This is a genomic window from Nocardia sp. NBC_01503 (genome assembly GCF_036327755.1).
Taxonomy (GTDB): domain Bacteria; phylum Actinomycetota; class Actinomycetes; order Mycobacteriales; family Mycobacteriaceae; genus Nocardia.
Map to the genome: position 1 here is coordinate 3,008,770 of NZ_CP109596.1, position 22,969 is coordinate 3,031,738.

General features: G+C 63.9%; 18 protein-coding genes and 3 rRNA genes. 16 read left to right on the forward strand and 5 right to left on the reverse strand.

Going from position 1 to position 22,969, the window contains the following annotated elements; all coding sequences use genetic code 11:
• The first annotated feature begins 8 nt into the window (after positions 1–8).
• The gene (locus OHB26_RS13485) at positions 9–1,484 is read left to right on the forward strand and encodes an ATP-binding protein (protein ID WP_330184509.1); all 1,476 of its coding nucleotides are present in this window, start codon (positions 9–11) and stop codon (positions 1,482–1,484) included.
• 12 nt (positions 1,485–1,496) lie between these two features.
• On the forward strand, positions 1,497–1,859 hold the full coding sequence (locus tag OHB26_RS13490) for a UBP-type zinc finger domain-containing protein (protein WP_442942935.1): 363 nt from the start codon (positions 1,497–1,499) through the stop codon (positions 1,857–1,859).
• A 52-nt stretch (positions 1,860–1,911) separates the two neighbouring features.
• On the opposite strand, the gene OHB26_RS13495 is transcribed toward OHB26_RS13490, so the two are convergent.
• Positions 1,912–2,721: an alpha/beta hydrolase gene (locus tag OHB26_RS13495; RefSeq protein ID WP_330184510.1), complete on the reverse strand. Its 810-nt coding sequence runs from the start codon at positions 2,719–2,721 to the stop codon at positions 1,912–1,914.
• 188 nt (positions 2,722–2,909) lie between these two features.
• Between OHB26_RS13495 and OHB26_RS13500 the strand changes: the two genes are divergently transcribed.
• The 6 genes from OHB26_RS13500 to groL all read left to right on the forward strand — a co-directional run bounded on the left by OHB26_RS13500 (position 2,910) and on the right by groL (position 8,628).
• Positions 2,910–3,344 carry a hypothetical protein gene (locus tag OHB26_RS13500; RefSeq protein ID WP_330184511.1) on the forward strand — a complete coding sequence of 145 codons (435 nt, stop codon included), beginning with the start codon at positions 2,910–2,912 and terminating at the stop codon, positions 3,342–3,344.
• Positions 3,345–3,488: 144 nt separating this feature from the next.
• On the forward strand, positions 3,489–4,388 hold the full coding sequence (locus OHB26_RS13505) for an RNA polymerase sigma-70 factor (protein WP_330184512.1): 900 nt from the start codon (positions 3,489–3,491) through the stop codon (positions 4,386–4,388).
• A 210-nt stretch (positions 4,389–4,598) separates the two neighbouring features.
• Positions 4,599–5,684 carry an NAD(P)/FAD-dependent oxidoreductase gene (locus tag OHB26_RS13510; protein ID WP_330184513.1) on the forward strand — a complete coding sequence of 362 codons (1,086 nt, stop codon included), beginning with the start codon at positions 4,599–4,601 and terminating at the stop codon, positions 5,682–5,684.
• Positions 5,685–5,748: 64 nt separating this feature from the next.
• Positions 5,749–6,486: a Clp protease N-terminal domain-containing protein gene (locus OHB26_RS13515; RefSeq protein ID WP_330184514.1), complete on the forward strand. Its 738-nt coding sequence runs from the start codon at positions 5,749–5,751 to the stop codon at positions 6,484–6,486.
• Between the two features lie 46 nt (positions 6,487–6,532).
• Positions 6,533–6,832: a DUF222 domain-containing protein gene (locus OHB26_RS13520; protein ID WP_067574856.1), complete on the forward strand. Its 300-nt coding sequence runs from the start codon at positions 6,533–6,535 to the stop codon at positions 6,830–6,832.
• Positions 6,833–7,005: 173 nt separating this feature from the next.
• Complete coding sequence (groL, locus tag OHB26_RS13525; protein WP_330184515.1) at positions 7,006–8,628, forward strand: chaperonin GroEL; 1,623 nt, start codon at positions 7,006–7,008, stop codon at positions 8,626–8,628.
• An 86-nt stretch (positions 8,629–8,714) separates the two neighbouring features.
• On the opposite strand, the gene OHB26_RS13530 is transcribed toward groL, so the two are convergent.
• Positions 8,715–9,131, reverse strand: coding sequence for a VOC family protein (locus OHB26_RS13530; protein ID WP_330184516.1), 417 nt, complete (start codon positions 9,129–9,131; stop codon positions 8,715–8,717).
• Between the two features lie 96 nt (positions 9,132–9,227).
• A complete protein-coding gene (locus OHB26_RS13535; RefSeq protein WP_330184517.1) occupies positions 9,228–10,094 on the reverse strand; it encodes an SDR family NAD(P)-dependent oxidoreductase in 867 nt (288 codons plus the stop codon).
• Between the two features lie 153 nt (positions 10,095–10,247).
• On the opposite strand from OHB26_RS13535, the gene OHB26_RS13540 reads away from it, so the two are divergent.
• The gene (locus OHB26_RS13540; RefSeq protein WP_330184518.1) at positions 10,248–10,691 is read left to right on the forward strand and encodes a DUF4189 domain-containing protein; all 444 of its coding nucleotides are present in this window, start codon (positions 10,248–10,250) and stop codon (positions 10,689–10,691) included.
• Positions 10,692–10,754: 63 nt separating this feature from the next.
• On the opposite strand, the gene OHB26_RS13545 is transcribed toward OHB26_RS13540, so the two are convergent.
• On the reverse strand, positions 10,755–11,036 hold the full coding sequence (locus OHB26_RS13545) for a hypothetical protein (RefSeq protein WP_330184519.1): 282 nt from the start codon (positions 11,034–11,036) through the stop codon (positions 10,755–10,757).
• A 496-nt stretch (positions 11,037–11,532) separates the two neighbouring features.
• On the opposite strand from OHB26_RS13545, the gene OHB26_RS13550 reads away from it, so the two are divergent.
• From OHB26_RS13550 to OHB26_RS13570, 5 genes are all read left to right on the forward strand, one after another.
• A 16S ribosomal RNA gene (locus tag OHB26_RS13550) occupies positions 11,533–13,051 on the forward strand.
• 318 nt (positions 13,052–13,369) lie between these two features.
• Positions 13,370–16,487: ribosomal RNA gene (locus tag OHB26_RS13555) — 23S ribosomal RNA — on the forward strand.
• A gap of 125 nt (positions 16,488–16,612) precedes the next feature.
• A 5S ribosomal RNA gene (rrf, locus tag OHB26_RS13560) occupies positions 16,613–16,729 on the forward strand.
• Together the 16S, 23S and 5S rRNA genes form the textbook arrangement of a ribosomal RNA operon.
• Positions 16,730–17,375: 646 nt before the next feature.
• Positions 17,376–19,421, forward strand: coding sequence for an elongation factor G (fusA, locus tag OHB26_RS13565; protein ID WP_330184520.1), 2,046 nt, complete (start codon positions 17,376–17,378; stop codon positions 19,419–19,421).
• 161 nt (positions 19,422–19,582) lie between these two features.
• Positions 19,583–19,798, forward strand: a complete 216-nt coding sequence (locus OHB26_RS13570; protein WP_330184521.1) for a hypothetical protein — start codon at positions 19,583–19,585, stop codon at positions 19,796–19,798.
• A gap of 62 nt (positions 19,799–19,860) precedes the next feature.
• Here OHB26_RS13570 and OHB26_RS13575 read toward each other — a convergent pair whose 3' ends face one another.
• Positions 19,861–20,685 (reverse strand): GNAT family N-acetyltransferase, encoded by an 825-nt coding sequence (locus OHB26_RS13575; protein WP_330185632.1) that lies wholly within the window; start codon positions 20,683–20,685, stop codon positions 19,861–19,863.
• Positions 20,686–20,787: 102 nt separating this feature from the next.
• Here OHB26_RS13575 and OHB26_RS13580 point away from each other — a divergent pair, with 102 nt between their 5' ends.
• Positions 20,788–21,426 (forward strand): HAD family hydrolase, encoded by a 639-nt coding sequence (locus tag OHB26_RS13580; protein WP_330184522.1) that lies wholly within the window; start codon positions 20,788–20,790, stop codon positions 21,424–21,426.
• A gap of 749 nt (positions 21,427–22,175) precedes the next feature.
• Positions 22,176–22,808 (forward strand): TetR/AcrR family transcriptional regulator, encoded by a 633-nt coding sequence (locus tag OHB26_RS13585; RefSeq protein ID WP_330184523.1) that lies wholly within the window; start codon positions 22,176–22,178, stop codon positions 22,806–22,808.
• Positions 22,809–22,969 lie beyond the last annotated feature (161 nt).

Consider the following 22,969-nt stretch of genomic DNA (forward strand, 5'->3'; position numbering starts at 1 on the left):
GTTGAGCTGTGGGACATACATACATCTGCGATCCCAATGAACTGCGGGACCTGTTCCTGTTCGAGAAGCTGACCGACGAACAGCTGGCCTGGCTCTGCAAGGACGGCCGCGTCGAACACTTCGAACCGGGTCTGGTGTACCGCGAGGGCGAGCCGGGCACCTGCTTCTACGTCCTGATGGACGGCGAGGTCCGGCTCACCAAGATGTCGGGCGGTGAGGAGATCGAACTCGTCCGCACCGATCATCACGGCTCCTACTCGGGCGCGTGGACCGCGTACATGGGCGACAAGGTCGATCAGCACTACAGCGGATCGTTCTACGTCACCAAACCGTCCAAATTCTTCGTCCTGGACGCCGGCACCTTCGCGAAGATGATGCAGGAATGGTTCCCGATGGCGGTGCACCTGCTGGAGGGCGTCTTCTTCGGCAACCGCAATGCCAATGAACGCATCGGACAGCGTGAGCGACTGCTCGCGCTGGGTTCGCTCTCCGCGGGCCTGACCCATGAGCTGAACAATCCGGCCGCCGCGGCCGTCCGCGCCACCTCCTCACTGCGCGAACGCGTCGCGGGCATGCGGCACAAGCTGAAGATGATGTCCACCGGCAAATTCGACTCCGCGACCATGGAGGCGCTGGCGCAATTGCAGGAGGAGGCCGCCGCCCAGGTGGCCAAGGCCCCCACCCTGACCCCGCTGGAAGCCGCCGACCGCGAGGACGAACTCGGCGATTGGCTGGAGGCGCACGATATCTCCAACGGCTGGGATATCGCGCCCACCTTCGTTCAGGCCGGATTCGATATCGACTGGCTGGAGAAGGTGCACGGCATCCTCACCGGTTGTGAGGGCGCGGTTTTCGAGGGCGCGATCCGCTGGTTGAACTACACGGTCGAGACCGAACTGCTCATGAACGAGATCGCCGACTCCACCACCCGCATCTCCACGCTGGTGAACGCGGCCAAGCAGTACTCGCAGATGGATCGCGCGCCGTTCCAGGTGGTCGATATCCATGAACTGCTGGACAGCACACTGGTCATGTTGGGCCGCAAGATCGGTGACGATATCCAGGTGGTCAAGGAGTACGACCACGCGCTGCCGACGGTGCCCTGCTATGCCGCCGAGTTGAATCAGGTGTGGACCAATCTGATCGACAACGCCATCGCGGCCATGCACGGTCGTGGCACGCTGACCATTCGCACCTATCGTGAAGGTGACTGTGCCGCAGTCGAAATCGGCGATACCGGGCCCGGTGTGCCGCTGGAGATCCGCACCCGGATCTTCGAACCGTTCTTCACCACCAAACCGGTCGGCGAGGGCACCGGTCTGGGCCTGGACATCTCCTTCCGCATTGTGGTGAACAAGCATCACGGTGATATCCGGGTGGAGTCCGAACCGGGTGATACCCGGTTCATCGTGCGACTGCCGCTGGCGGGATCGGCGGCGGCCGTGGCTCCCGAGAACATCGAAACAGCAAGCACGGCACCCTGATACAGGAGGCGGATGATGTCGGACAAGGCACAGATCGAGGGAATCGATACCACCGTGGCCCCGAGCGGTCCCGGATGCGTGGAATGCGATGCGAACCAGGGCTGGTGGCTGCACCTGCGGCGCTGCGCGCAGTGCGGGCACGTGGGTTGTTGTGACAGCTCACCCTCGCAGCACGCCTCCAAACATGCCGCGAGCAGCGGACATCCGTTCGCGCAGAGCTATGAGCCCGGTGAGAGCTGGTTCTACAACTATCAGACCGAGGATATGTACGGTGAGGGGCCGGAATTGGCCGCACCGCAGCACCACCCGGTCGGTCAGACCGTGCCGGGGCCGCGTGAGCGCGTACCCGCCGACTGGCAGAGCCATTTGAACTGAGCGCGGGCCGTGTGTGAAACCCCTGGGAGACAGCGTCTCCCAGGGGTTTCGCTCATTCCTGAGGTGCCAGCTTGTGTGTGGTGAGGAAGTCCAGCGCCAGATCGGCGATGGTGTGCCAGCCGTGATCGGCCGCCATGGAATGACCTCGACCCTGGAGCACCTTCAGTTCGGTGACTCCCGAATTCCGCTGCTGGAGTTTGAACTCCGACTGAACAATGGCGGCCGGAACGGTTCGATCCGCGGTGCCCGCGATCAGCAGCAGCGGTCCACGTGGTGCGTGAACATCCACGGCCGCTTCGGTTTTCGGGCTCACATTCGACAGCGCCGCCTGGAAAAGCGGCTTCACCGGGGCCGGAATCACATACTGCGTGAACAGCTGATCCGATTCCGCGCGCGGTACCGCGTTGGCGAAGGATCGGTGATAGCTGTCCGCGGTATGTGACCAGGTCTTGGACCGCAGCCACGGTTGCGCGAGAATCGGTCCGGCACTGCGCAATTGAGCGGGCGGCAGGATGTACACGCCCCTGAACTGCGCCGGTGCGATGGCGACGCAGCCGATGGCGCTGCCCGCGGCGAGCAGTTTCTGTGCGATCAGCCCGCCGAACGAGTGGCCGATGACGATCGGTGGCGCGGGCAGGTCCGCGATGTACTTGGCGTAGTGGTCGGTGACCTCGGCGATCCCGCGATTGCGCAGCGCCTCCGGGTGCGCGCGGGTGCTCGCCGGATCGGGTCCGTCGCCGGGCCAGCCGGGGGCGACGGTCGCGAATCCCGCGCGATCGAAGTATTCGAGCCACGGGGTCCAGCTATCGCTGTGCATCCACAGACCGTGAACGAAGACGATGGGGGTTTTCGGTGCGGGCATGAGACCTCCTCTGATCGAAGGTGATTCGTCTCATTTCGCCTCGTTGTGACGATACGGGACCGGTGCCGCCCGCACGGCTGGATTGTTCCGCACCCCGGTGCGTCGTCCCATCGTGTCCGGGTACTCTGCCACGAGCGCCGGGCCGGACCCGGTGTGAGGATGCTCCAAAACGGTCTCGGAAAAGGGTTATGAAACAGACTGCGATCGTCGCCCTGGCCGCGGGTGCGCTGGTACTGGGCCTCACCGCGTGCGGATCGGGTAGTTCCGCCGAATCCAGCGGCCTACGCAAGGAAACCGCCACCTCCGCCGCGGCCAAATCCGCCGCCCCCGTCGCCTCCACGCCGGCCGCCCCGCCGATAGAACCTCCGGCCGGCGCTCCCGCGACCACCGCGACCGCCGCCAAGAAGACCTCCGCCCCCAATGGCGCGCAGACCACCTGCGGTGAATTCCGGGATCTCGACGGAGATACCGAGAAGCAGGTCATCCAGCAGGTGCTCTCCGCAAATCCGGGCTCCAAATTCGACGGCAGCCCCAATGTCGCCCTCGGCACCGCCAAACTCGCCTGCCTCGCGCAGACCTACGCCAATACCCCGGTGGCCAACGCGATCGGCGCGGCGAAGTAACTTCGTAAGGCGCAGTACCGATCAGTCTTTGTGGCGCAGCCGTATTCGATCATGGCGAGTGGTGGGTGGATACTCACCGCCGTACTGTCCCCGGGCAGGCGTAATGTCCCCGATCGAGTGGGTGACGCGAGGACGGGTGAACGGATGGACGCCAGCGAACTGGTGGAGTTCGAGCGGCATCGACCGCGGTTGTTCGCCCTCGCCTATCGCATGCTCGGTTCGGCGAGCGAGGCCGAGGACGCCGTACAGGAGACCTACCTACGCTGGGCCGCCAGCGCGAATGCCGAGATCCGTTCCCCCGAGGCGTGGTTGACCACCATCCTGGTGAATCTCTGCCGCAGCTGGCTGGATTCGGCCCGTGCCCGCCGCGAGACCTATATCGGCCCCTGGCTACCCGAACCGGTCGCCACCGGCGCGGCCGAACTCGGTCCACTGGAATCGGTGGAGCAGCGTGAACTGGTCTCACTGGCCTTCCTGACCCTGCTGGAGCGGCTCACCCCTGCCGAGCGCGCGGTCTTCGTGCTGCGCGAGGCCTTCGGATACGCGCATCGCGAGATCGCCGACATGCTCGACCTCACCGAGGCCAATTCCCAGCAGCTCTACCGCCGTGCCACCCAACATGTGCGCGAGGATCGACCGCGCTTCGACCCGGCGCCCGCGCACGCCTACGCGCTCTACGAAAAGTTCCTGGTGGCAGCCGGTTCCGGTGATGTGGCCGCGCTGGAGGCCATGTTCACCGCCGATATCGTCTCGGTGGCCGATGGCGGCGGCAAGATCAATGCCGCCCGCCGTCCCGTGGTCGGCGCGGCCAAGGTGGCGCACTACCTGGTCAAACTCTTCGCCACCGAGATTCCGGGCCTGTCGGTCGGCGTCGAGGATGTCAACGGCGCACCCGCGATCGTCGCGCGCTCGCACGGCACGACCATCCTGGTGCTCGCCGCCGAAATCACCGACGACCGCATGGCAGCCCTGCGCCTGGTGGCGAACCCCGACAAACTCGCCTACTTCACGCGCACCGACACAATCGCTCCACGCACCGCCTGACCCCCCTCTGCCCGGCGCGCCTACCTCCCGTCTTCCCGGTCCGGCAAGTCTCTCGTCATCCGGAGTGGCAAGCCCTCGTCATCCCGGCGCGTTTTGGCCGGGATCCACAGCGGCCGCGAACCCGTGACGCAGCACACAGCCCCGAGTTGTCAGGGATCGCCGCCCTGTCCGGTCTGAAGAGTGTCGTCCTAGCGAAAGGGAGTCACTCTCATGACCGAAGCACATCGAATCGTCGTTCTGGGCGCGGGCTATGCGGGCCTGTCGGCGGCGAAGCGGGCGGCACGGGCACACGGGGTGCGCGTCACGGTGGTCGACGCGCGAGCGGAGTGGGCCGAGCGCGTTCGACTGCATCAGGCGCTGGCCGGTCAGTCGATTCCGAGCCGGAACCTCGGAGAACTGCTGGAGCGCAAGGGCATCGAGTTCATCCGGGGCCGGGTGCTGGAGATCGATCCGCAGGCCCGTCAGGTGCATCTCGAGGGTGAGTGGTCCCTGGCCTACGACTCCCTGATCTTCGCCCTGGGCAGCGTCGCTGATACCAGCGCCGTCCCGGGCGCGACCGAGTACGCCTTCCCGGTGGCCACCCCGGAGGATGTGGCCCGGGTGCCCGCACTCTCCGGCCGGGTCGCGGTGGTCGGCGGCGGCTCCACCGGTATCGAGACGGCGGCCGAATTGGCCGAATCCCGACCCGATCTGGATATCCACCTGGTGAGCGCCGAAGAGCCGGGCGTCTGGCTGTCACCCAAGGCGCACAACCACATTCGCGCGGCCCTGGACCGCCTGGGTGTGCACGTGCACGCCGGGGCGAAGGTCGCCGCGGTGAGCGCGACCGGCCTCGAACTGGTCGACGGCACCGAACTGCCCGCCGAAACAGTGCTCTGGACAACGGGATTCGCCGTCCCCGCGGTCGCGGCCCGCTCGGGTCTGGCGGTGGACGCGCACGGTCGGGTGCTGGTCGATGCCGAACTGCGCTCGTGTTCGCATCCGGAGATCTACGTCGCGGGGGACAGCGCCGTCGTCGCCGGTCCGGCCGAGCGCGCGCTGCGCATGTCGTGCGCGACCGCGCTGCCCACCGGAAAGTACGCGGCTGCCGCGCTCACCGCCCGCCTGGCCGGGAAGGAGCCCGCGCCGTGGAGGTTCCGCTATCACCTCCAGTGCCTGAGCCTGGGTCGCCACGATGGTGTCATCCAGTTCGTGCACGCCGATGACGCCCCCGCGCGCGCGGTTCTGACCGGTCGCGCCGGAGCGTGGGTCAAGGAGCAGATCGTCAGTGGCGCGGTCAAACTGGCTCGTCCCTGAACCGTTCGGGAAATTCGTCAACTAATGGTTGATCGTCGCGCGATGGTCAACCTACAGTTGACGCATGACGAATCCTTTCCGCCTCGACGATCTCATCGACGGCATCAAGAAGGCCCGCCCCGACAACGCTCTCGACCAGCTCTCCGAGGCCGTGGTGCTGGCGAATCACCTCGGCGACCTGGCCGATCACCTCATCGGCCACTTCGTCGACCAGGCCCGCCGCTCCGGTGCCTCCTGGACCGATATCGGCGGCAGCATGGGTGTCACCAAACAGGCCGCGCAGAAGCGTTTCGTCCCGAAGGATCCGGGCGATGCCGCGAACGCCGGGGCGCTCGATCCGAGCGCGGGCTTCGCCCGCTTCACCGCGCGTGCCCGCAACGCGGTGGTCGGCGCGCAGGAGGAGGCCCGTGCTGCCAACAACGCCGAAATCACCCCCGAGCACCTGATCCTCGGCATGCTGCGCGAGCCGGAATCCCTTGCGATGCAGATCATCATCGCCAAGGGGGTGAGCGCGGACGCCGTACGCCGCGTCGCCGCCGCCGCCGTCCCCCCGTCTGCCGAAAAGGTTCCGGCCTTGATTCCCTTCGACTCTCAGGCCAAGAAGGTGCTGGAGCTGACCTTCCGCGAGGCACTTCGCCTGGGCCACAACTACGTAGGCACCGAGCACCTGCTGCTCGCCCTGCTGGAGGTGGAGGCCGGTAGCGGAGTGTTGTCCGGCCTCGGCCTCGACAAGGAAGCCGTCTCCACCGATATCGCCACCCTGCTCGCCTCGCTTCCGATGTCGGCCCAAGACGCGCAATAAACCCCGCCTCACCCGTCCCAGTGGCCACGCCCGATACCATGTGGGTATGGCGGACGACGAAGGTTCCGACCTAGTTGCAGGGGAAAAGCGCATCGATCTGGTGCGCGCCCTCTCCTATGTCTCCACGGAGGACGCTCCGGACGGCGGCACCATCGTGAACGGTGACCTGCCTCCCGACGTCGCTCCGGCCTTCGTTCGCGCCATCATGCGCATCGAGGCCGAGCTCCTCCTCAACGACGCGGAACTGGTCACGGAAGAACAGGGCGAACCCCGCACCCCGGAAGAGCGGCGCACGGACGCCCTCATAGCGCTCCTATTGAGGGTCGACGATCGCCTGGTGCGGTAACCGGTTCGGCTCACCCGACCTTGCACTCCCAGGGGCAGAGTGCTAGAAATGGCTTTGGCACTCCTGACCTGTGAGTGCTAGGTCGGGACGGTGAGGCCCAACAGGGTCGTCCGTCGCGGGCACCGCGCCTGGCCAGATCGTGTCAATCCCCTGATCTGGAGGATCTCAACGCAATGGCCAAGACAATTGCGTACGACGAAGAGGCTCGCCGCGGTCTCGAGCGGGGTCTGAACGCCCTGGCCGACGCTGTCAAGGTGACGCTGGGCCCCAAGGGCCGCAACGTCGTGCTGGAGAAGAAGTGGGGCGCCCCCACCATCACCAACGATGGTGTCTCCATCGCCAAGGAAATCGAGCTCGAGGATCCGTACGAGAAGATCGGCGCGGAGCTCGTCAAGGAAGTTGCCAAGAAGACGGACGACGTCGCTGGCGACGGCACCACCACCGCCACCGTGCTCGCCCAGGCGCTGGTTCGTGAGGGTCTGCGCAATGTCGCGGCCGGTGCGAACCCGCTGGGTCTCAAGCGTGGCATCGAGAAGGCCGTCGAGGCCGTCACCGTCCGCCTCCTCGCCACCGCCAAGGAGGTCGAGACCAAGGAGCAGATCGCCGCTACCGCCGGTATCTCGGCCGGCGACTCGTCCATCGGTGAGCTCATCGCCGAGGCCATGGACAAGGTCGGCAAGGAAGGTGTCATCACCGTCGAGGAGAGCAACACCTTCGGTCTCCAGCTGGAGCTGACCGAGGGCATGCGCTTCGACAAGGGCTACATCTCGGGTTACTTCGTCACCGACCCGGAGCGTCAGGAAGCGACCCTCGAGGATCCGTACATCCTGCTCGTCGGCTCGAAGATCTCGACCGTCAAGGACCTGCTGCCGCTGCTGGAGAAGGTCATCCAGGCCGGCAAGCCGCTGCTGATCATCGCCGAAGACGTTGAGGGCGAAGCGCTTTCGACCCTGGTCGTGAACAAGATCCGCGGCACCTTCAAGTCCATCGCCGTCAAGGCGCCGGGCTTCGGTGACCGTCGCAAGGCCATGCTGGCCGATATCGCCATCCTCACCGGTGGCGAGGTCATCAGCGAAGAGGTCGGCCTCTCCCTGGAGACCGCCGGCATCGAGCTGCTGGGCCAGGCCCGCAAGGTCGTCATCACCAAGGACGAGACCACCATCGTCGAGGGCGCCGGCGACCCGGAGGCCATCAAGGGCCGTGTCGCGCAGATCCGCACCGAGATCGAGAACTCGGATTCGGACTACGACCGCGAGAAGCTGCAGGAGCGCCTGGCCAAGCTGGCCGGTGGCGTTGCTGTCATCAAGGCGGGCGCTGCGACCGAGGTCGAGCTCAAGGAGCGCAAGCACCGCATCGAAGATGCCGTGCGTAACGCCAAGGCCGCCGTCGAAGAGGGCATTGTCGCAGGTGGTGGCGTCGCGCTGCTGCAGTCGGCTCCCGCCCTGGACGAGCTGTCCCTGACCGGTGACGAGGCCACCGGCGCGAACATCGTTCGCGTCGCGCTGTCCGCGCCGCTGAAGCAGATCGCGTTCAACGCCGGCCTGGAGCCGGGCGTTGTCGCCGAGAAGGTCTCGAACCTTCCCGCCGGCCACGGCCTGAACGCCGATTCGGGCGAGTACGTCGACCTGCTGGCCGCCGGCGTTGCCGACCCGGTCAAGGTCACCCGCTCCGCCCTGCAGAACGCCGCCTCCATCGCGGCGCTGTTCCTCACCACCGAGGCCGTTGTCGCCGACAAGCCGGAGAAGGCCGCCCCCGCGGGCGACCCGACCGGTGGCATGGGCGGCATGGACTTCTGAGTCCTGCCTTCCGGCAACACCTTCGGAAACCGAATCCCGGCCCACCAGTTGGTGGGCCGGGATTCGGCGTTGTAGGGGAATTCGGCTCAGCTCAGGACCGAGGCGAAGCGCAGGTGGTTGCCCCAGGGGTCGCGGAAGCCGCAGTCACGCATGCCATAGGGCTGGTCGATGAGGGGCTGGTCGACCTGTACGCCCGCCTCGGTGAGCTTGGCGAACAGGGCGTCGACATCGCCGACATGGAAGATCAGCGTGCCCTGCGCGCCGCTGGCGAGGCGGGCCTGGGCGGCGGCGGCCTGCTCCGGGCTGGGGTTCATGGCCGGATTCTCGATGATGAACTCGATGGTGGGCTGTGCGGCCGGGCCGACGGTCAGCCAGCGCCCGCCCGGAAACGGCATGTCCTGCCGCACTTGCAGGCCGATGATGTCGCGGTAGAACTCGAGCGCCTTCTCCTGGTCGTCCACCAGGACCGAAACGTGGGTGAGGGTGAGGTCGGTGCTGCTCATGGGAGTCTCTTTTCTCTGCTCGAGGAGGTCATCGGTACAGACGGCCGACCATGGCGAAATTAATCGATCGACTCGAGTTTTCCCTGAATTCCGAGTTCACATCCCGGTGCGGAAGCGCGCACTGCTGAGGGCGTCGGCGCGTTCGGGCAGGGCGGTGTCGATGAGGGAGCTGACCCGGCCGAGCAGCGGTCCGAGTCGCCGCGGCCGGTCGATGACGGCATCGGCGATGATCTGCGCGCCCTGCTGCGGGGTGAGCGCGGCGGCATCGGCGTAGAGCGGATTGGGCGCGATCATGTCGGTGCGCACCAGCGGCATGTATATCGAGGTGAATCGCACGTTCTCGGTGTGGGTTTCGGCCTGCAGGCTGTCGCCGAGCGAATCGAGTGCGGCCTTGGACGCCACATAGGCGCTGTACCCCGGCCCGCGGTACAGGTTGGCCGCGGACAGGATGTTCACGATCTGCCCGTCGCGGCGCTCCCGCATACCCGGTAGGACGGCGAGCATGAGCCGCACCGGTGCGAGGTAGTTGAGCCGCATGGTGCGCTCGTAGTCGTGGAAGCGTTCGTAGGACTCGTCCAGCTTGCGGCGTATCGAGCGTCCTGCATTGTTGACCAGCAGGTCGACTCCGCCGTTCTCGGTGAGTACCCGCTCGATCATGGCGTCGAGCGCGTCGAAATCATTGAGATCGCACGGGTATATGGCGGCCTTGCCCCCGGCCGCCTCGACTTCGTGTGCGGTGTCCAGCAATTCGGGTTCGCGCCGGGCGACCAGCAGCACGGTGGCTCCGGCGGCGCCGAGCTGGCGTGCGGCGGCCCGGCCGATTCCGGAGGAGGCGCCGGTGATCAGCACTCGTCGTCCGGTGATCGCGTCTTCGAGGGTGCGCTGTCGCCGGATGCGGGACATCGAGACCTGGGTGTCGAGGCTGTGCCGGATCCGGTACAGCAGCTCTGAAAGCTCTGGCATACCAAGCGATATTAAGCATTCGTCCTTAATTCGGACGGGTATCGGAGTGTGTGCCGACGTCCGCGAATGGAATAGGACTGGACATTTCGGGCATCGGCCGGTCAAGATCGGGATCGGTCTCGCTTGGAGACCGTTTCTGATGGGGAGATCTGAATGTTTTCACTGGGCAAGGCTGCCCTGGGGCTGGCCACCGCTTCCATGCTGGCCGGTGTGATCGTGGGCGCGGGGCCCGCGAGTGCGAAGGAGGCGGGGCCGGACGGCCGCCTCTACGGTTCGATCGCGATTCTGGAGTACGACGACGACACCGAGGATTGGAACGCCGCGTACAACTACCCGAGCTGGGATGAAGCCGACCGCGACGCTCTGAACGACTGCGGTGATCCGACGTACTGCCATATCGCGGTCCGTTTCGCCGATGGCTGTGGCGCCGTCGCCAAGACCTCCGGTTCGAACGCACGCTACTTCTGGGGCACCGCCCCGACCCGCTTCGAAGCGGAGCGGCAGGCGCTGGCCGGCGCTTTCCGTCCTTCTTCGATGAGCGCCGCGGGCGGCCCGGGCATCCTGGTCGTCTCCAAGTGCACGGGTAACGCGGGCTGACTCCCGGTACTCGCGTGAACTTCGAAGGCCGGTCCACCTCGGTGGACCGGCCTTCGGCGTTCCTCACCTACCCGGATGTCGTTCGGAGAGTGTGGCCGCCGCGTCGATGGGGCGAATCCCGAGGAGTTCGGCCGCCGCCGCGATGGCCGAGCGCGCCTCATCATCGGCGGGCCGAGTCGTGTCGTAGAGGAGTTCGACCAATTCCATTGCCGCGAGTGCTTGGTCTCGGGTGAGGAGACGTTCGGGGAGCCAGCTGACCCGCCACCGCGCCTCGTCATCACGGGGGAGTCGCTCCGCGAACTCGCCGACGACACCGCTCGTAATCGACCAATCGCAGACGTACACACGAACAAGGGTGCGCTTCGGGCGCGCATCGGTAAGACCATTCGTTCGGATTGCCCGGTTCAAGCCGCTGACCAGCCGATTTGACTTCGATCGTAGCGGCACGTAACTTTATCCAAGTCAGAGCGACACGGACACCGACCCGGAGCCCCAAGGGCCTGGGAAACGAGGTTGTACGAGGAGCGCCTGACGATCACACTAGCTCCACTGACCAGCGGATTTGGTTCTGCTGTGCGGTAAGGGCTAAGCTGTAAAAGTTGCCTCAGAGACTGACCGGGACAAAGAGCCCGCGAATTCCTGTGTGCGTGTGTTCTTTGAGAACTCAATAGTGTGTCGATGAATGTCAGTGCCAATAATTTATTGGTTCCGATGCTTCTCACCCCCGTGAGATGTGTCGGACATTTAGTCAGCAAATACTTTTGCTGGCGTTTGATTTTGCCAAGGTTTTCGGACTCTGGTTAATTCTTCCAATTAGCTCTTCGGAGCGAGTTGAGAGTCTTCAACGGAGAGTTTGATCCTGGCTCAGGACGAACGCTGGCGGCGTGCTTAACACATGCAAGTCGAGCGGTAAGGCCCTTCGGGGTACACGAGCGGCGAACGGGTGAGTAACACGTGGGTGATCTGCCTCGCACTCTGGGATAAGCCTGGGAAACTGGGTCTAATACCGGATACGACCAGGGAATGCATGTTCCTTGGTGGAAAGGTTTACTGGTGCGAGATGGGCCCGCGGCCTATCAGCTTGTTGGTGGGGTAACGGCCTACCAAGGCGACGACGGGTAGCCGACCTGAGAGGGTGACCGGCCACACTGGGACTGAGACACGGCCCAGACTCCTACGGGAGGCAGCAGTGGGGAATATTGCACAATGGGCGAAAGCCTGATGCAGCGACGCCGCGTGGGGGATGACGGCCTTCGGGTTGTAAACCCCTTTCGACAGGGACGAAGCGCAAGTGACGGTACCTGTAGAAGAAGCACCGGCCAACTACGTGCCAGCAGCCGCGGTAATACGTAGGGTGCGAGCGTTGTCCGGAATTACTGGGCGTAAAGAGCTTGTAGGCGGTTCGTCGCGTCGATTGTGAAAACTTGGGGCTCAACTCCAAGCTTGCAGTCGATACGGGCGAACTAGAGTACTTCAGGGGAGACTGGAATTCCTGGTGTAGCGGTGAAATGCGCAGATATCAGGAGGAACACCGGTGGCGAAGGCGGGTCTCTGGGAAGTAACTGACGCTGAGAAGCGAAAGCGTGGGTAGCGAACAGGATTAGATACCCTGGTAGTCCACGCCGTAAACGGTGGGTACTAGGTGTGGGTTTCCTTCCACGGGATCCGTGCCGTAGCTAACGCATTAAGTACCCCGCCTGGGGAGTACGGCCGCAAGGCTAAAACTCAAAGGAATTGACGGGGGCCCGCACAAGCGGCGGAGCATGTGGATTAATTCGATGCAACGCGAAGAACCTTACCTGGGTTTGACATACACCGGAAAGCTGTAGAGATATGGCCCCCCTTGTGGTCGGTGTACAGGTGGTGCATGGCTGTCGTCAGCTCGTGTCGTGAGATGTTGGGTTAAGTCCCGCAACGAGCGCAACCCTTATCTTATGTTGCCAGCGCGTAATGGCGGGGACTCGTGAGAGACTGCCGGGGTCAACTCGGAGGAAGGTGGGGACGACGTCAAGTCATCATGCCCCTTATGTCCAGGGCTTCACACATGCTACAATGGCCGGTACAGAGGGCTGCGATACCGTGAGGTGGAGCGAATCCCTTAAAGCCGGTCTCAGTTCGGATCGGGGTCTGCAACTCGACCCCGTGAAGTTGGAGTCGCTAGTAATCGCAGATCAGCAACGCTGCGGTGAATACGTTCCCGGGCCTTGTACACACCGCCCGTCACGTCATGAAAGTCGGTAACACCCGAAGCCGCTGGCCTAACCCCTTGTGGGAGGGAGGCGTCGAAGGTGGGATTGGCGATTGGGACGAAGTCGTAACAAGGTAGCCGTACCGGAAGGTGCGGCTGGATCACCTCCTTTCTAAGGAGCACATCTCCACGACTCTTCACATAGGTGAATGACGTTGTGGCAGAGACCGTTTAGTCCTCACATGTAGGACTGCGGACGCTCATGGGTGGAACACTGACAAGCTCATCGCACTCGATCAATCCTCAGCGGTTGATCGCGGTGATATACCGACACACTATTGGGTCCTGAAAGAACAGACGTTCTTTCCAGGCAAGATAACGACGAAATCTGGTCCGCCACATACCGCAGAGGTTCTCTGGCTGGTGTCGCATTCGAGATCGGGTTTCGTGTGTTGTTTGAGAACTGCACAGTGGACGCGAGCATCTTTGTTAGTAAGTGTGTAAGAGCGTACGGTGGATGCCTTGGCACCAGGAGCCGATGAAGGACGTAGTAGGCTGCGATAAGCCTCGGGGAGCTGTCAAACGAGCTGAGATCCGAGGATTTCCGAATGGGGAAACCCAGCACGAGTGATGTCGTGTTACCCGCACCTGAATATATAGGGTGTGTGGAGGGAACGTGGGGAAGTGAAACATCTCAGTACCCACAGGAAGAGAAAACAACAGTGATTCCGTGAGTAGTGGCGAGCGAAAGCGGAAGAGGCTAAACCGTGTGGATGTGATAGCCGGCAGGCGTTGTCCATGCGGGGTTGTGGGATTGTTCTTCCCGATTCTGCCGAATCGGGCGAGAGTCAGAAACCGTTGTGTTAGTCGAAGTGGCCTGGGACGGCCCGTCGTAGAGGGTGAGAATCCCGTAGACGAAAACTCAACGGCTCTCGTGAGCAACTCCCGAGTAGCAGCGGGCCCGTGAAATCTGCTGTGAATCTGTCGGGACCACCCGATAAGCCTGAATACTACCTGGTGACCGATAGCGGACTAGTACCGTGAGGGAAAGGTGAAAAGTACCCCGGGAGGGGAGTGAAATAGTACCTGAAACCGTGCGCTTACAATCCGTCAGAGCCTTCGCAACTTGTTGTGTGGGGTGATGGCGTGCCTTTTGAAGAATGAGCCTGCGAGTCATCGGTGTGTGGCGAGGTTAACCCGTGTGGGGTAGCCGTAGCGAAAGCGAGTCCGAATAGGGCGAGTTAGTCGCACACTATGGACCCGAAGCGGAGTGATCTACCCATGGCCAGGGTGAAGCGACGGTAAGACGTCGTGGAGGCCCGAACCCACTTAGGTTGAAAACTGAGGGGATGAGCTGTGGGTAGGGGTGAAAGGCCAATCAAACTCCGTGATAGCTGGTTCTCCCCGAAATGCATTTAGGTGCAGCGTCACGTGTTTCACACCGGAGGTAGAGCTACTGGATGGCCTAGGGGGCCCACAAGCTTACCGAAGTCAGCCAAACTCCGAATGCCGGTGTGTGAGAGCGTGGCAGTGAGACTGCGGGGGATAAGCTTCGTAGTCGAGAGGGAAACAGCCCAGATCGCCGGCTAAGGCCCCTAAGCGTGTACTAAGTGGAAAAGGATGTGGGGTCGCGAAGACAACCAGGAGGTTGGCTTAGAAGCAGCCACCCTTGAAAGAGTGCGTAATAGCTCACTGGTCAAGTGATCCTGCGCCGACAATGTAGCGGGGCTCAAGTACACCGCCGAAGCCGCGGCATTCACACATTATCCCGCCTTCGGGCCAGGAGTGTGGATGGGTAGGGGAGCGTCCTGTGGCCAGGGAAGCGGCGGAGTGATCCAGCCGTGGAGGCCATGGGAGTGAGAATGCAGGCATGAGTAGCGAAAGACGAGTGAGAAACTCGTCCGCCGAATGACCAAGGGTTCCTGGGCCAGGTTAATCCGCCCAGGGTGAGTCGGGACCTAAGGCGAGGCCGACAGGCGTAGTCGATGGACAACGGGTTGATATTCCCGTACCCGTGTATCCGCGCCAAATATCGAATCATCTGTGCTAAATGTCCAAAAGCGGTCTTATCCACCTTCGGGTGGAGGGAACGTGGCTGCACATGACCCCGGGTGTAGTAGGTAAGCGATGGGGTGACGCAGGAAGGTAGCTGGGCCCGGTAATGGTTGTCCGGGTGTAAGCCTGTAGGGCGAGACATAGGCAAATCCGTGTCTCATATGGCCTGAGAGGTGATGCGTAGCCGATTGAGGCGAATTCAGTGATCCTATGCTGCCGAGAAAAGCCTCTAGTGAGTTGGTACACGGCCCGTACCCCAAACCGACACAGGTGGTCAGGTAGAGAATACTAAGGCGATCGAGATAACTGTGGTTAAGGAACTCGGCAAAATACCTCCGTAACTTCGGGAGAAGGAGGGCCTTGTCTGGTGACGGCACGTGCTGCCCGAGCTGGGTGAGGTCGCAGAGACCAGTGAGAAGCGACTGTTTACTAAAAACACAGGTCCGTGCGAAGTCGTAAGACGATGTATACGGACTGACGCCTGCCCGGTGCCGGAAGGTTAAGAGGACCGGTTAGCCCGCAAGGGCGAAGCTGAGAATTTAAGCCCCGGTAAACGGCGGTGGTAACTATAACCATCCTAAGGTAGCGAAATTCCTTGTCGGGTAAGTTCCGACCTGCACGAATGGCGTAACGACTTCTCAGCTGTCTCAACCACAGACTCGGCGAAATTGCATTACGAGTAAAGATGCTCGTTACGCGCGGCAGGACGAAAAGACCCCGGGACCTTCACTATAGCTTGGTATTGGTGTTCGGTACGGTTTGTGTAGGATAGGTGGGAGACTGTGAAATCAGCACGCCAGTGTTGGTGGAGTCGTCGTTGAAATACCACTCTGATCGTATTGGACCTCTAACCTCGGACCCTGATCGGGTTCAGGGACAGTGCCTGGTGGGTAGTTTAACTGGGGCGGTTGCCTCCCAAAATGTAACGGAGGCGCCCAAAGGTTCCCTCAGCCTGGTTGGCAATCAGGTGTCGAGTGCAAGTGCACAAGGGAGCTTGACTGTGAGACCGACAGGTCGAGCAGGGACGAAAGTCGGGACTAGTGATCCGGCACCGGCAAGTGGAAGCGGTGTCGCTCAACGGATAAAAGGTACCCCGGGGATAACAGGCTGATCTTCCCCAAGAGTCCATATCGACGGGATGGTTTGGCACCTCGATGTCGGCTCGTCGCATCCTGGGGCTGGAGTAGGTCCCAAGGGTTGGGCTGTTCGCCCATTAAAGCGGCACGCGAGCTGGGTTTAGAACGTCGTGAGACAGTTCGGTCTCTATCCGCCGCGCGCGTCAGAAACTTGAGGAAGGCTGTCCCTAGTACGAGAGGACCGGGACGGACGAACCTCTGGTGTGCCAGTTGTCCTGCCAAGGGCACGGCTGGTTTGCTACGTTCGGAAGGGATAACCGCTGAAAGCATCTAAGCGGGAAGCCTGTTCCAAGATGAGGTTTCTCACCCCCTTCGAGGGGTTAAGGCCCCCAACAGACCATTGGGTTGATAGGCCGGAACTGGAAGCCCGGTAACGGGTGCAGGTGACCGGTACTAATAGGCCGAGGACTTACCAACAAAGAAGCTACGCGTCCACTGTGCGGTATCTGAAACAACACACTGCCGTGTGTTGAGACGGACTCCTGAACCCTGTGAGGGGCAAGGGAATTCGGCTCCGCTCGCGGTGCATAGTTTCATAGAGTTACGGCGGCTATAGCGGTGGGGAAACGCCCGGTCCCATTCCGAACCCGGAAGCTAAGGCCACCTGCGCCGATGGTACTGCACTCGACAGGGTGTGGGAGAGTAGGACACCGCCGGAACATCATTCCCGAAGGCCCCCAGCGCAAGCTGGGGGCCTTCGCTGTTTTTCCACATTTTGAGGCCCGAGACGAATCGCCGCGGATAGACGAGCCGGCATACTCGACAGGGTGTGGGAGAGTAGGACACCGCCGGAACATCATTCACAAAACCCCCTGACTTCGGTCAGGGGGTTTTGTCGTTTCCGGACCACGAATAGTCCCTCAATGAGTCGGCGCTGTGGGATGGCGGCCCCATCACCGAGCCGGTGACCTTCATCGGTTTGGCTCGTCCCGAGGGGCTGCCCGCGGGTTCGCGGGTCATCACACCGGAAATCTCGGTGACTTGATCCCCGCCTGACTGCTACGGTTGCATCCGGTGAGGCCATGGGGATGCTTCCTTCTACTCTCTCAAAGAATCCAGTGTCTCCGCTCTCCGCACCGCTCAACGTTTTTCGCACCGCACCGGTGCGAGCCAGGAAGGGAGCCGGATATGCGTGCCACGCGCACCGTCGCTGCCCGCCCTCGCTTCGAGGTGATCCTGGTGTCCTCGCCGGCTCGGTGCCGGCTGCGCGGCCGGTACTGAGTTACCCGGGCGACCCCTGTAGTTATTCGTGTCGTTCGGGAATCGCGCTGTTCTGTTCAAGACCAGCACGAAGGGCCAAAGACCTTGCGTACCAACATTTCTCGGCAATCTCTCGATCATGTTCGTAATCTCGGCATTCTCGCGCACGTGGATGCGGGCAAGACGACCGTCACCGAGCGGATGCTCTTCCTCACCGGTATGACGCATAAGACCGGCGAGGTGCATGACGGCACGACCGTCACCGATTTCGATCCGCAGGAGCGCGAGCGCGGGATCACCATCTTCGCCGCGGCGGTGGCGTGCGAATGGAATAGTCACCGATTCACGGTGATCGATACCCCCGGGCACGTGGACTTCTCCGATGAGGTGGAGCGGTCGCTGCGCGTACTCGACGGTGCGGTGGCGGTTTTCGATGCCGTCGCCGGTGTGGAGCCGCAGAGTGAATCGGTCTGGCGGCGGGCGGATCGGTACGGCGTGCCGCGGATCGCGTTCGTGAACAAGATGGATCGGGTCGGGGCCGACTTCGCGGCGGCGGTCGATTCGATTCGGGATCGACTGCATCCGGTGGCGCTCGCGGTACAGCTGCCCATCGGTGTGGAGGACGGTTTCACAGGCGTGGTGGATCTGGTTCGTATGCGGGCACTGACGTGGGTGGCGGGTGCGCCGACTTCCGGTGCGATTCCGGACGCGCTCGCCGAGGCCGCTCGCAAGGCCCGATTCGAGCTTGAAGAGGCTGTGGCCGAGGGGCATTCGGATGCACTGGACGAGTTCTACGCGCACTCCGGGCTGTCTGATGCGACGCTCTCGCGGGCGCTGCGCGCCCTCACGCTGACCGGTGCGGTGGTGCCGGTGCTGTGCGGTGCCGCGTACCGGAATATCGGTGTCGAGCCGGTGCTGGACGCTGTCGTCGACTATCTGCCCTCGCCGCTGGATCGGCCTCCGGTGCGCGGTGACGGGTTCGAGTTGGCGGCGGATCCGGCGGAACCGCTTGCGGCACTGGTGTTCAAGGTGCAGGCGACCGGTACCGGGCGACTCACCTTCGTGCGCGTGTATGCCGGCACGCTGGTCAAGGGCGCGCAGGTGCTGGATGCCGGTTCCGGTCGGATCGAGCGGGTCGGCCGCATCCTGCGGGTGCGGGCCGACCGGCATGCGGAGCTGGAGCAGGCCGTGGCCGGTCAGATTGTCGCGGTGATCGGGCCGAAGCGGGCGCGGGCCGGGGCGACGCTGTGCGCGCCGGACTCCGCCCTGCTGCTGGAGCCGCCGAGCATTACCGAACCGGTGGTGTCGGTCGCGGTGGAGGCACGCACGAGCGCCGAAACCGAGCGGCTGGCAACGGCTTTGGCGCGACTGGTGGAGGAGGATCCGTCGCTGGTCGTGCGCACCGATCCGGAGTCGGGTCAGACCCTGCTCTCCGGTGTGGGCGAACTGCATCTCGAGGTCGCGGTGGAGAAGATCCGCCGCGAGCGCGGGATCGCGGTAGCTGTCGGGCGTCCCCAGGTGGCGTATCGGGAGACCGTGCTGCGCGGGGTGTCCGGGTTCCGCTACCGGTATGCCAAGCAGAACGGTGGCCAGGGCCAGTTCGCGGATCTGGTGATCGATGTGGAGCCCATTCATGTCGATGCGGAGAAGGTCGATGGCACAGCGGATTTCGAGTTCCGGTCGACGGTGGTCGGCGGCCGCGTGCCCGCCGAGTATGTGCGGGCCGTGCAGGCGGGTTGTCGCGATGCGCTCGGGGAGGGTCCGCTCGGCGGTCACCAGGTGCTCGGCGTGCGGGTCACGCTCACCGATGGTTCGACGCATCCGGTCGACTCGTCGGAGCGGTCGTTCCGCCTCGGCGGGCGGGCCGCACTGCGAGAAGCCTTGCGCGGCAGTGAGATGGCGCTGCTCGAACCATTGGTCGAGCTGACCGTCACCACACCGGAGGAGTCGCTCGGCGCGGTGCTCGGTGATATCGCCGCCCGGCGTGGCCGAGTCCTGGACTCGGTGGCCCGGGGTGCGACGGTGGTGGTGACTGCGACGGCTCCACTGGCCGAGGTATTCGGTTATGCGACGCGCCTGCGCAGCCGGACCCAGGGCCGCGGCACCTTCACCAGCCGTCCGCTGGGCTATGACAGGGCCCCGGTCCGCTAGTTCGCGATGTGGTGGGGTGAGTGGCCGGTCCGTATAGCCGCGGACCGGCCACTCGTTCCATGCCGAGATCTCGAGGGCCCGTTCGGCAAGCTGCGCGGCCATCGCACCTATGCGGCGCTCGGTGACGGCACCGTGCGGGTGGCCGAACGCGCGATGGTGAGTTGCCGACGCAGCAGCAGGTCGCCGATATGTCCGGCGCGGATCGCATGATGGGGTCCAAGGTGATTCGGGTGCTGGAGGAGCGCGGGCTCCTGGTGTGGCGGCCCGATCCGGCCGACGCGCGCGTCCTGCGAATCGAGATGACCGCCGCGGGAATGGAATTGGCCCGCAAAGGGGGTGCGGACCGCGGTCGACACCGATCGGCAGATCTTCGGTGACGCCGGTGAGCGGCTGCGCGAGCAGCTGCGACCCATTGCCGCACACCGGATTCCGGAGTGAATCACTTCACCAGAATGGCCCGGGTGTAGAGCAGGGAGAAGCCGCGGCGCTGCGCGTTCTGCTGGGATTTGGAGCCGGGCTGGGTGGTGATGGTGGCGATATCGCAGCCCGCCGCGGCGGCTTCGGTGAGGCGGGCCGAGAGCAGAGCGGATTGGATGCCGTGTCGGCGATGCGCGGGAAGTGTTGTGGCTCCGGTGAGTTGGGCGATGCCCTGGGAGATGCGCATACTCGCCACCCCCGCCACGGCGTCCCGGTGGATCGCGGCATAGCGCTGTACTCCGGCGGCCGCGGTGAGGTCGCGCATGGCATCGGCGATGATCTCGCGCGGGAACTCCTCGTGTGAGACGACGCCCTGGGTGTCCGGGTGCGCGAAGCCGTCGGTGACGATATCGAGCCAGACCTCGAATTCCCCCGCGCCACTGGGCCTTATCGAGACACCCTGTGCGGTACTGGGTTCCAGGGGTGCGGTCAGATCGAGTCCGAGGACATTCTCGTAGGAGATGAGCCGGTATCCGCGCCCGGTGAGCAGCTCCGCGATACCGGGATCGCCGAGGTGTGCGAGTTCGACCTGTACGGGGGCGTCGCGGACGGCGTACTGCTTCTCCAGTGCCTCGAATTCGTCCGGATCGGGTACACCCGCGAAGCCGAGTCCGGCGACCTTGTTGAGCGGGGAGCCCATGGCGGCGAAGGAGGCCACGCCGCCACCGATGGGAATGACGAATCCGGCTTCGTCGCCGAGGCGGGCGGCGGCGGCCGCACTGCCGGTGGCGATCAACTCGGTCTCGACCCGTTCGATGCGGGCGCCGAGTTCGACGCCGCAGAACAGGGGTGTGCGCGCGTTTGCCATGGCTTCGAGCCTAGTTCGGCGGTCCAAGGGTTTTTCGGAGTCGCAAGCGCGGCCACGGGCGGTGAACCGTATGGTCGGAGCGTGGCCTTTGATCAAGCGAGCGGTGGTCCGAATGGACTGGTTGTCGGGTTCGACCTGGATATGACGCTGATCGATTCCCGGCCCGGTATCGCCGCGGTCTGGGATGCGGTGGCCGCCGAGACCGGGGTGCCGATCGACTCCGAGCTGGTGGTGTCCCGATTGGGTCCGCCGCTGGCGGTGGAGGCGGCCGAATGGTTCCCGGAGGCGCGGGTGCCCGATGTGGTGGCGTTGTATCGCAAGCTGTATCCGGGATTGGCGATCACGCCGAGCGATCAGCTGCCGGGTGTGGTGGATGCTCTGGCCGCGGTGCACGCGGCGGGCGGCAAAGTACTGGTGATCACGGCCAAGAACGGCCCGCACGCGCAGTTGCACCTGGATCACCTCGGTCTCGAGGTCGATGATCTGGTGGGCGGGGCATGGGCGGAGGAGAAGGGCGCGGTACTGCGGGAGTACGGCGCGTCCATCTATGTAGGTGATCACCTCGGCGATGTGCGCGCGGCGAAGGTCGCCGATGCGTTCTCGATCGCGGTGGCCACGGGACCTTATGCGGCAGAGGAGCTTTCCGCGGAGGGCGCGGATGTGGTCCTGTCGGACCTCACCGAATTTCCGGCCTGGCTGGCAACTAGTCCGGCGATCTGATTTCGGCCGGGCTGTGCTCGGGGTGATGGTTCGCCTACCATCGCGGATCGGTTCGGATCCGTGCTGGTCGAGGGTGATCTAGGGCCCTATCGAAAAAATTCTAGATTTTTCCTCGAAAAGCTTCCGGAGGCCGGGTGCGGCTCGGTATGTTCCCGATGGCAAACAGTCAGTGACAGCACTGACACGGTTAATCGATCGGAGCACCACCCATGACCGGCATCATCTCTGACGTCCTCGTGCAGACCATCCTGAAGCTGATCGCGACCGGCTCGGCGAGCGGTTCCGCCAAGTAGTCGCATGAGTGCCACCTTTCGGCTACTGCGCGGAAGTCGAGAAGGCGAGCAAGGGCCCGATCCCGGACGAGGGGGTCGGGCCCTTCGGCATGTTCGGGGTGGGTGCGGGGTCCGCGACGGTGATGCGCTGGGTGTTCGCCGGGTCCGAAGCGGCCGGGAAATAAATCCTAAAAATCTCCTGCAAAAGTATTCCGTCCAGTTCGCCCGCTCTGTATCGTGTTGAACGGCAAACGATCAGTGACTTTCGGGCCAATACGGCATCGGAATGCGATTCTCCCCCCGGATTCGCGTTCCGAACCCGGGGCGGTTCCCCTGCCTATATCCGCCGCTCCCGGGTGCGCCGTGGCGGTTCGAAGCACTGAGCCAACTTTCGGCTATCGCGCGGGATACCGAAGGTGCAAACGAAGGGCCCGATCCATGACGAGGGGATCGGGCCCTTCGGTATTGTCTGGCGCAATGTCTCAGGAAACGAACGCGGGAAGAATGTACGCCGGGCAGCCCGTAGAAGACCGGCAGCGGCAGCGTCGTGCACGTTTTCTGGAGTCCGGGTTGACGGTATTCGCGCGAGACGGATACGCGAACAGCTCCGTCGGCGCCATCTGCAAGGACGCCGGACTCTCCTCGCGGCAGTTCTACGAGGAGTTCACCGGGCGCGAATCGCTACTGCTCGAGCTGTACGAGCAGATCGACCGCGAATCGCGGGAAGCCGTGGCGGCCACCATCGCCGATCACTCCGACGCCAGTGCCATCGACATCATCGACGCCGCCGTACGCGCCTATATCGAGTCGATCGGGCGAGATCCGCGCAAGGCCAGGGTCGCACTGGTCGAGGTGGTCGGGGCGGGACCGAAGGTGGAGAAGTTCCGCCTGGAGCTGCGCCGCGCCTGGGGCGCGCTGCTCGCCGGAGCCGCGGAGGATGCCGCGCTACACGGCGAAATCCCGCCCGGCGACTACGAAATGCGCGTACTCGCCATCATCGGCGCGGTGAACTACGTGGTGGACGCCTGGAGCGGCTCCGAACCCAGGCAACCCCTCGACGAGGTCATCAGCGTCCTACGCCGCGTCATCATGGGCGCCGTCAGCGCCTGACCGTCCGAACCGCCCTCGGCCACAGCGGCTTCCCCTGCCGTTCGGGCCGGGGGTGGTCTGTGCTGCGCGCCCGAAAGGGCGTCAGCGGGCCGTAGCGTTCGAATTGCGGGTCCGCCGGGTCGAACTCGGCTACGGAGCGCGCAGGGCGGCTGCGAGTGCGC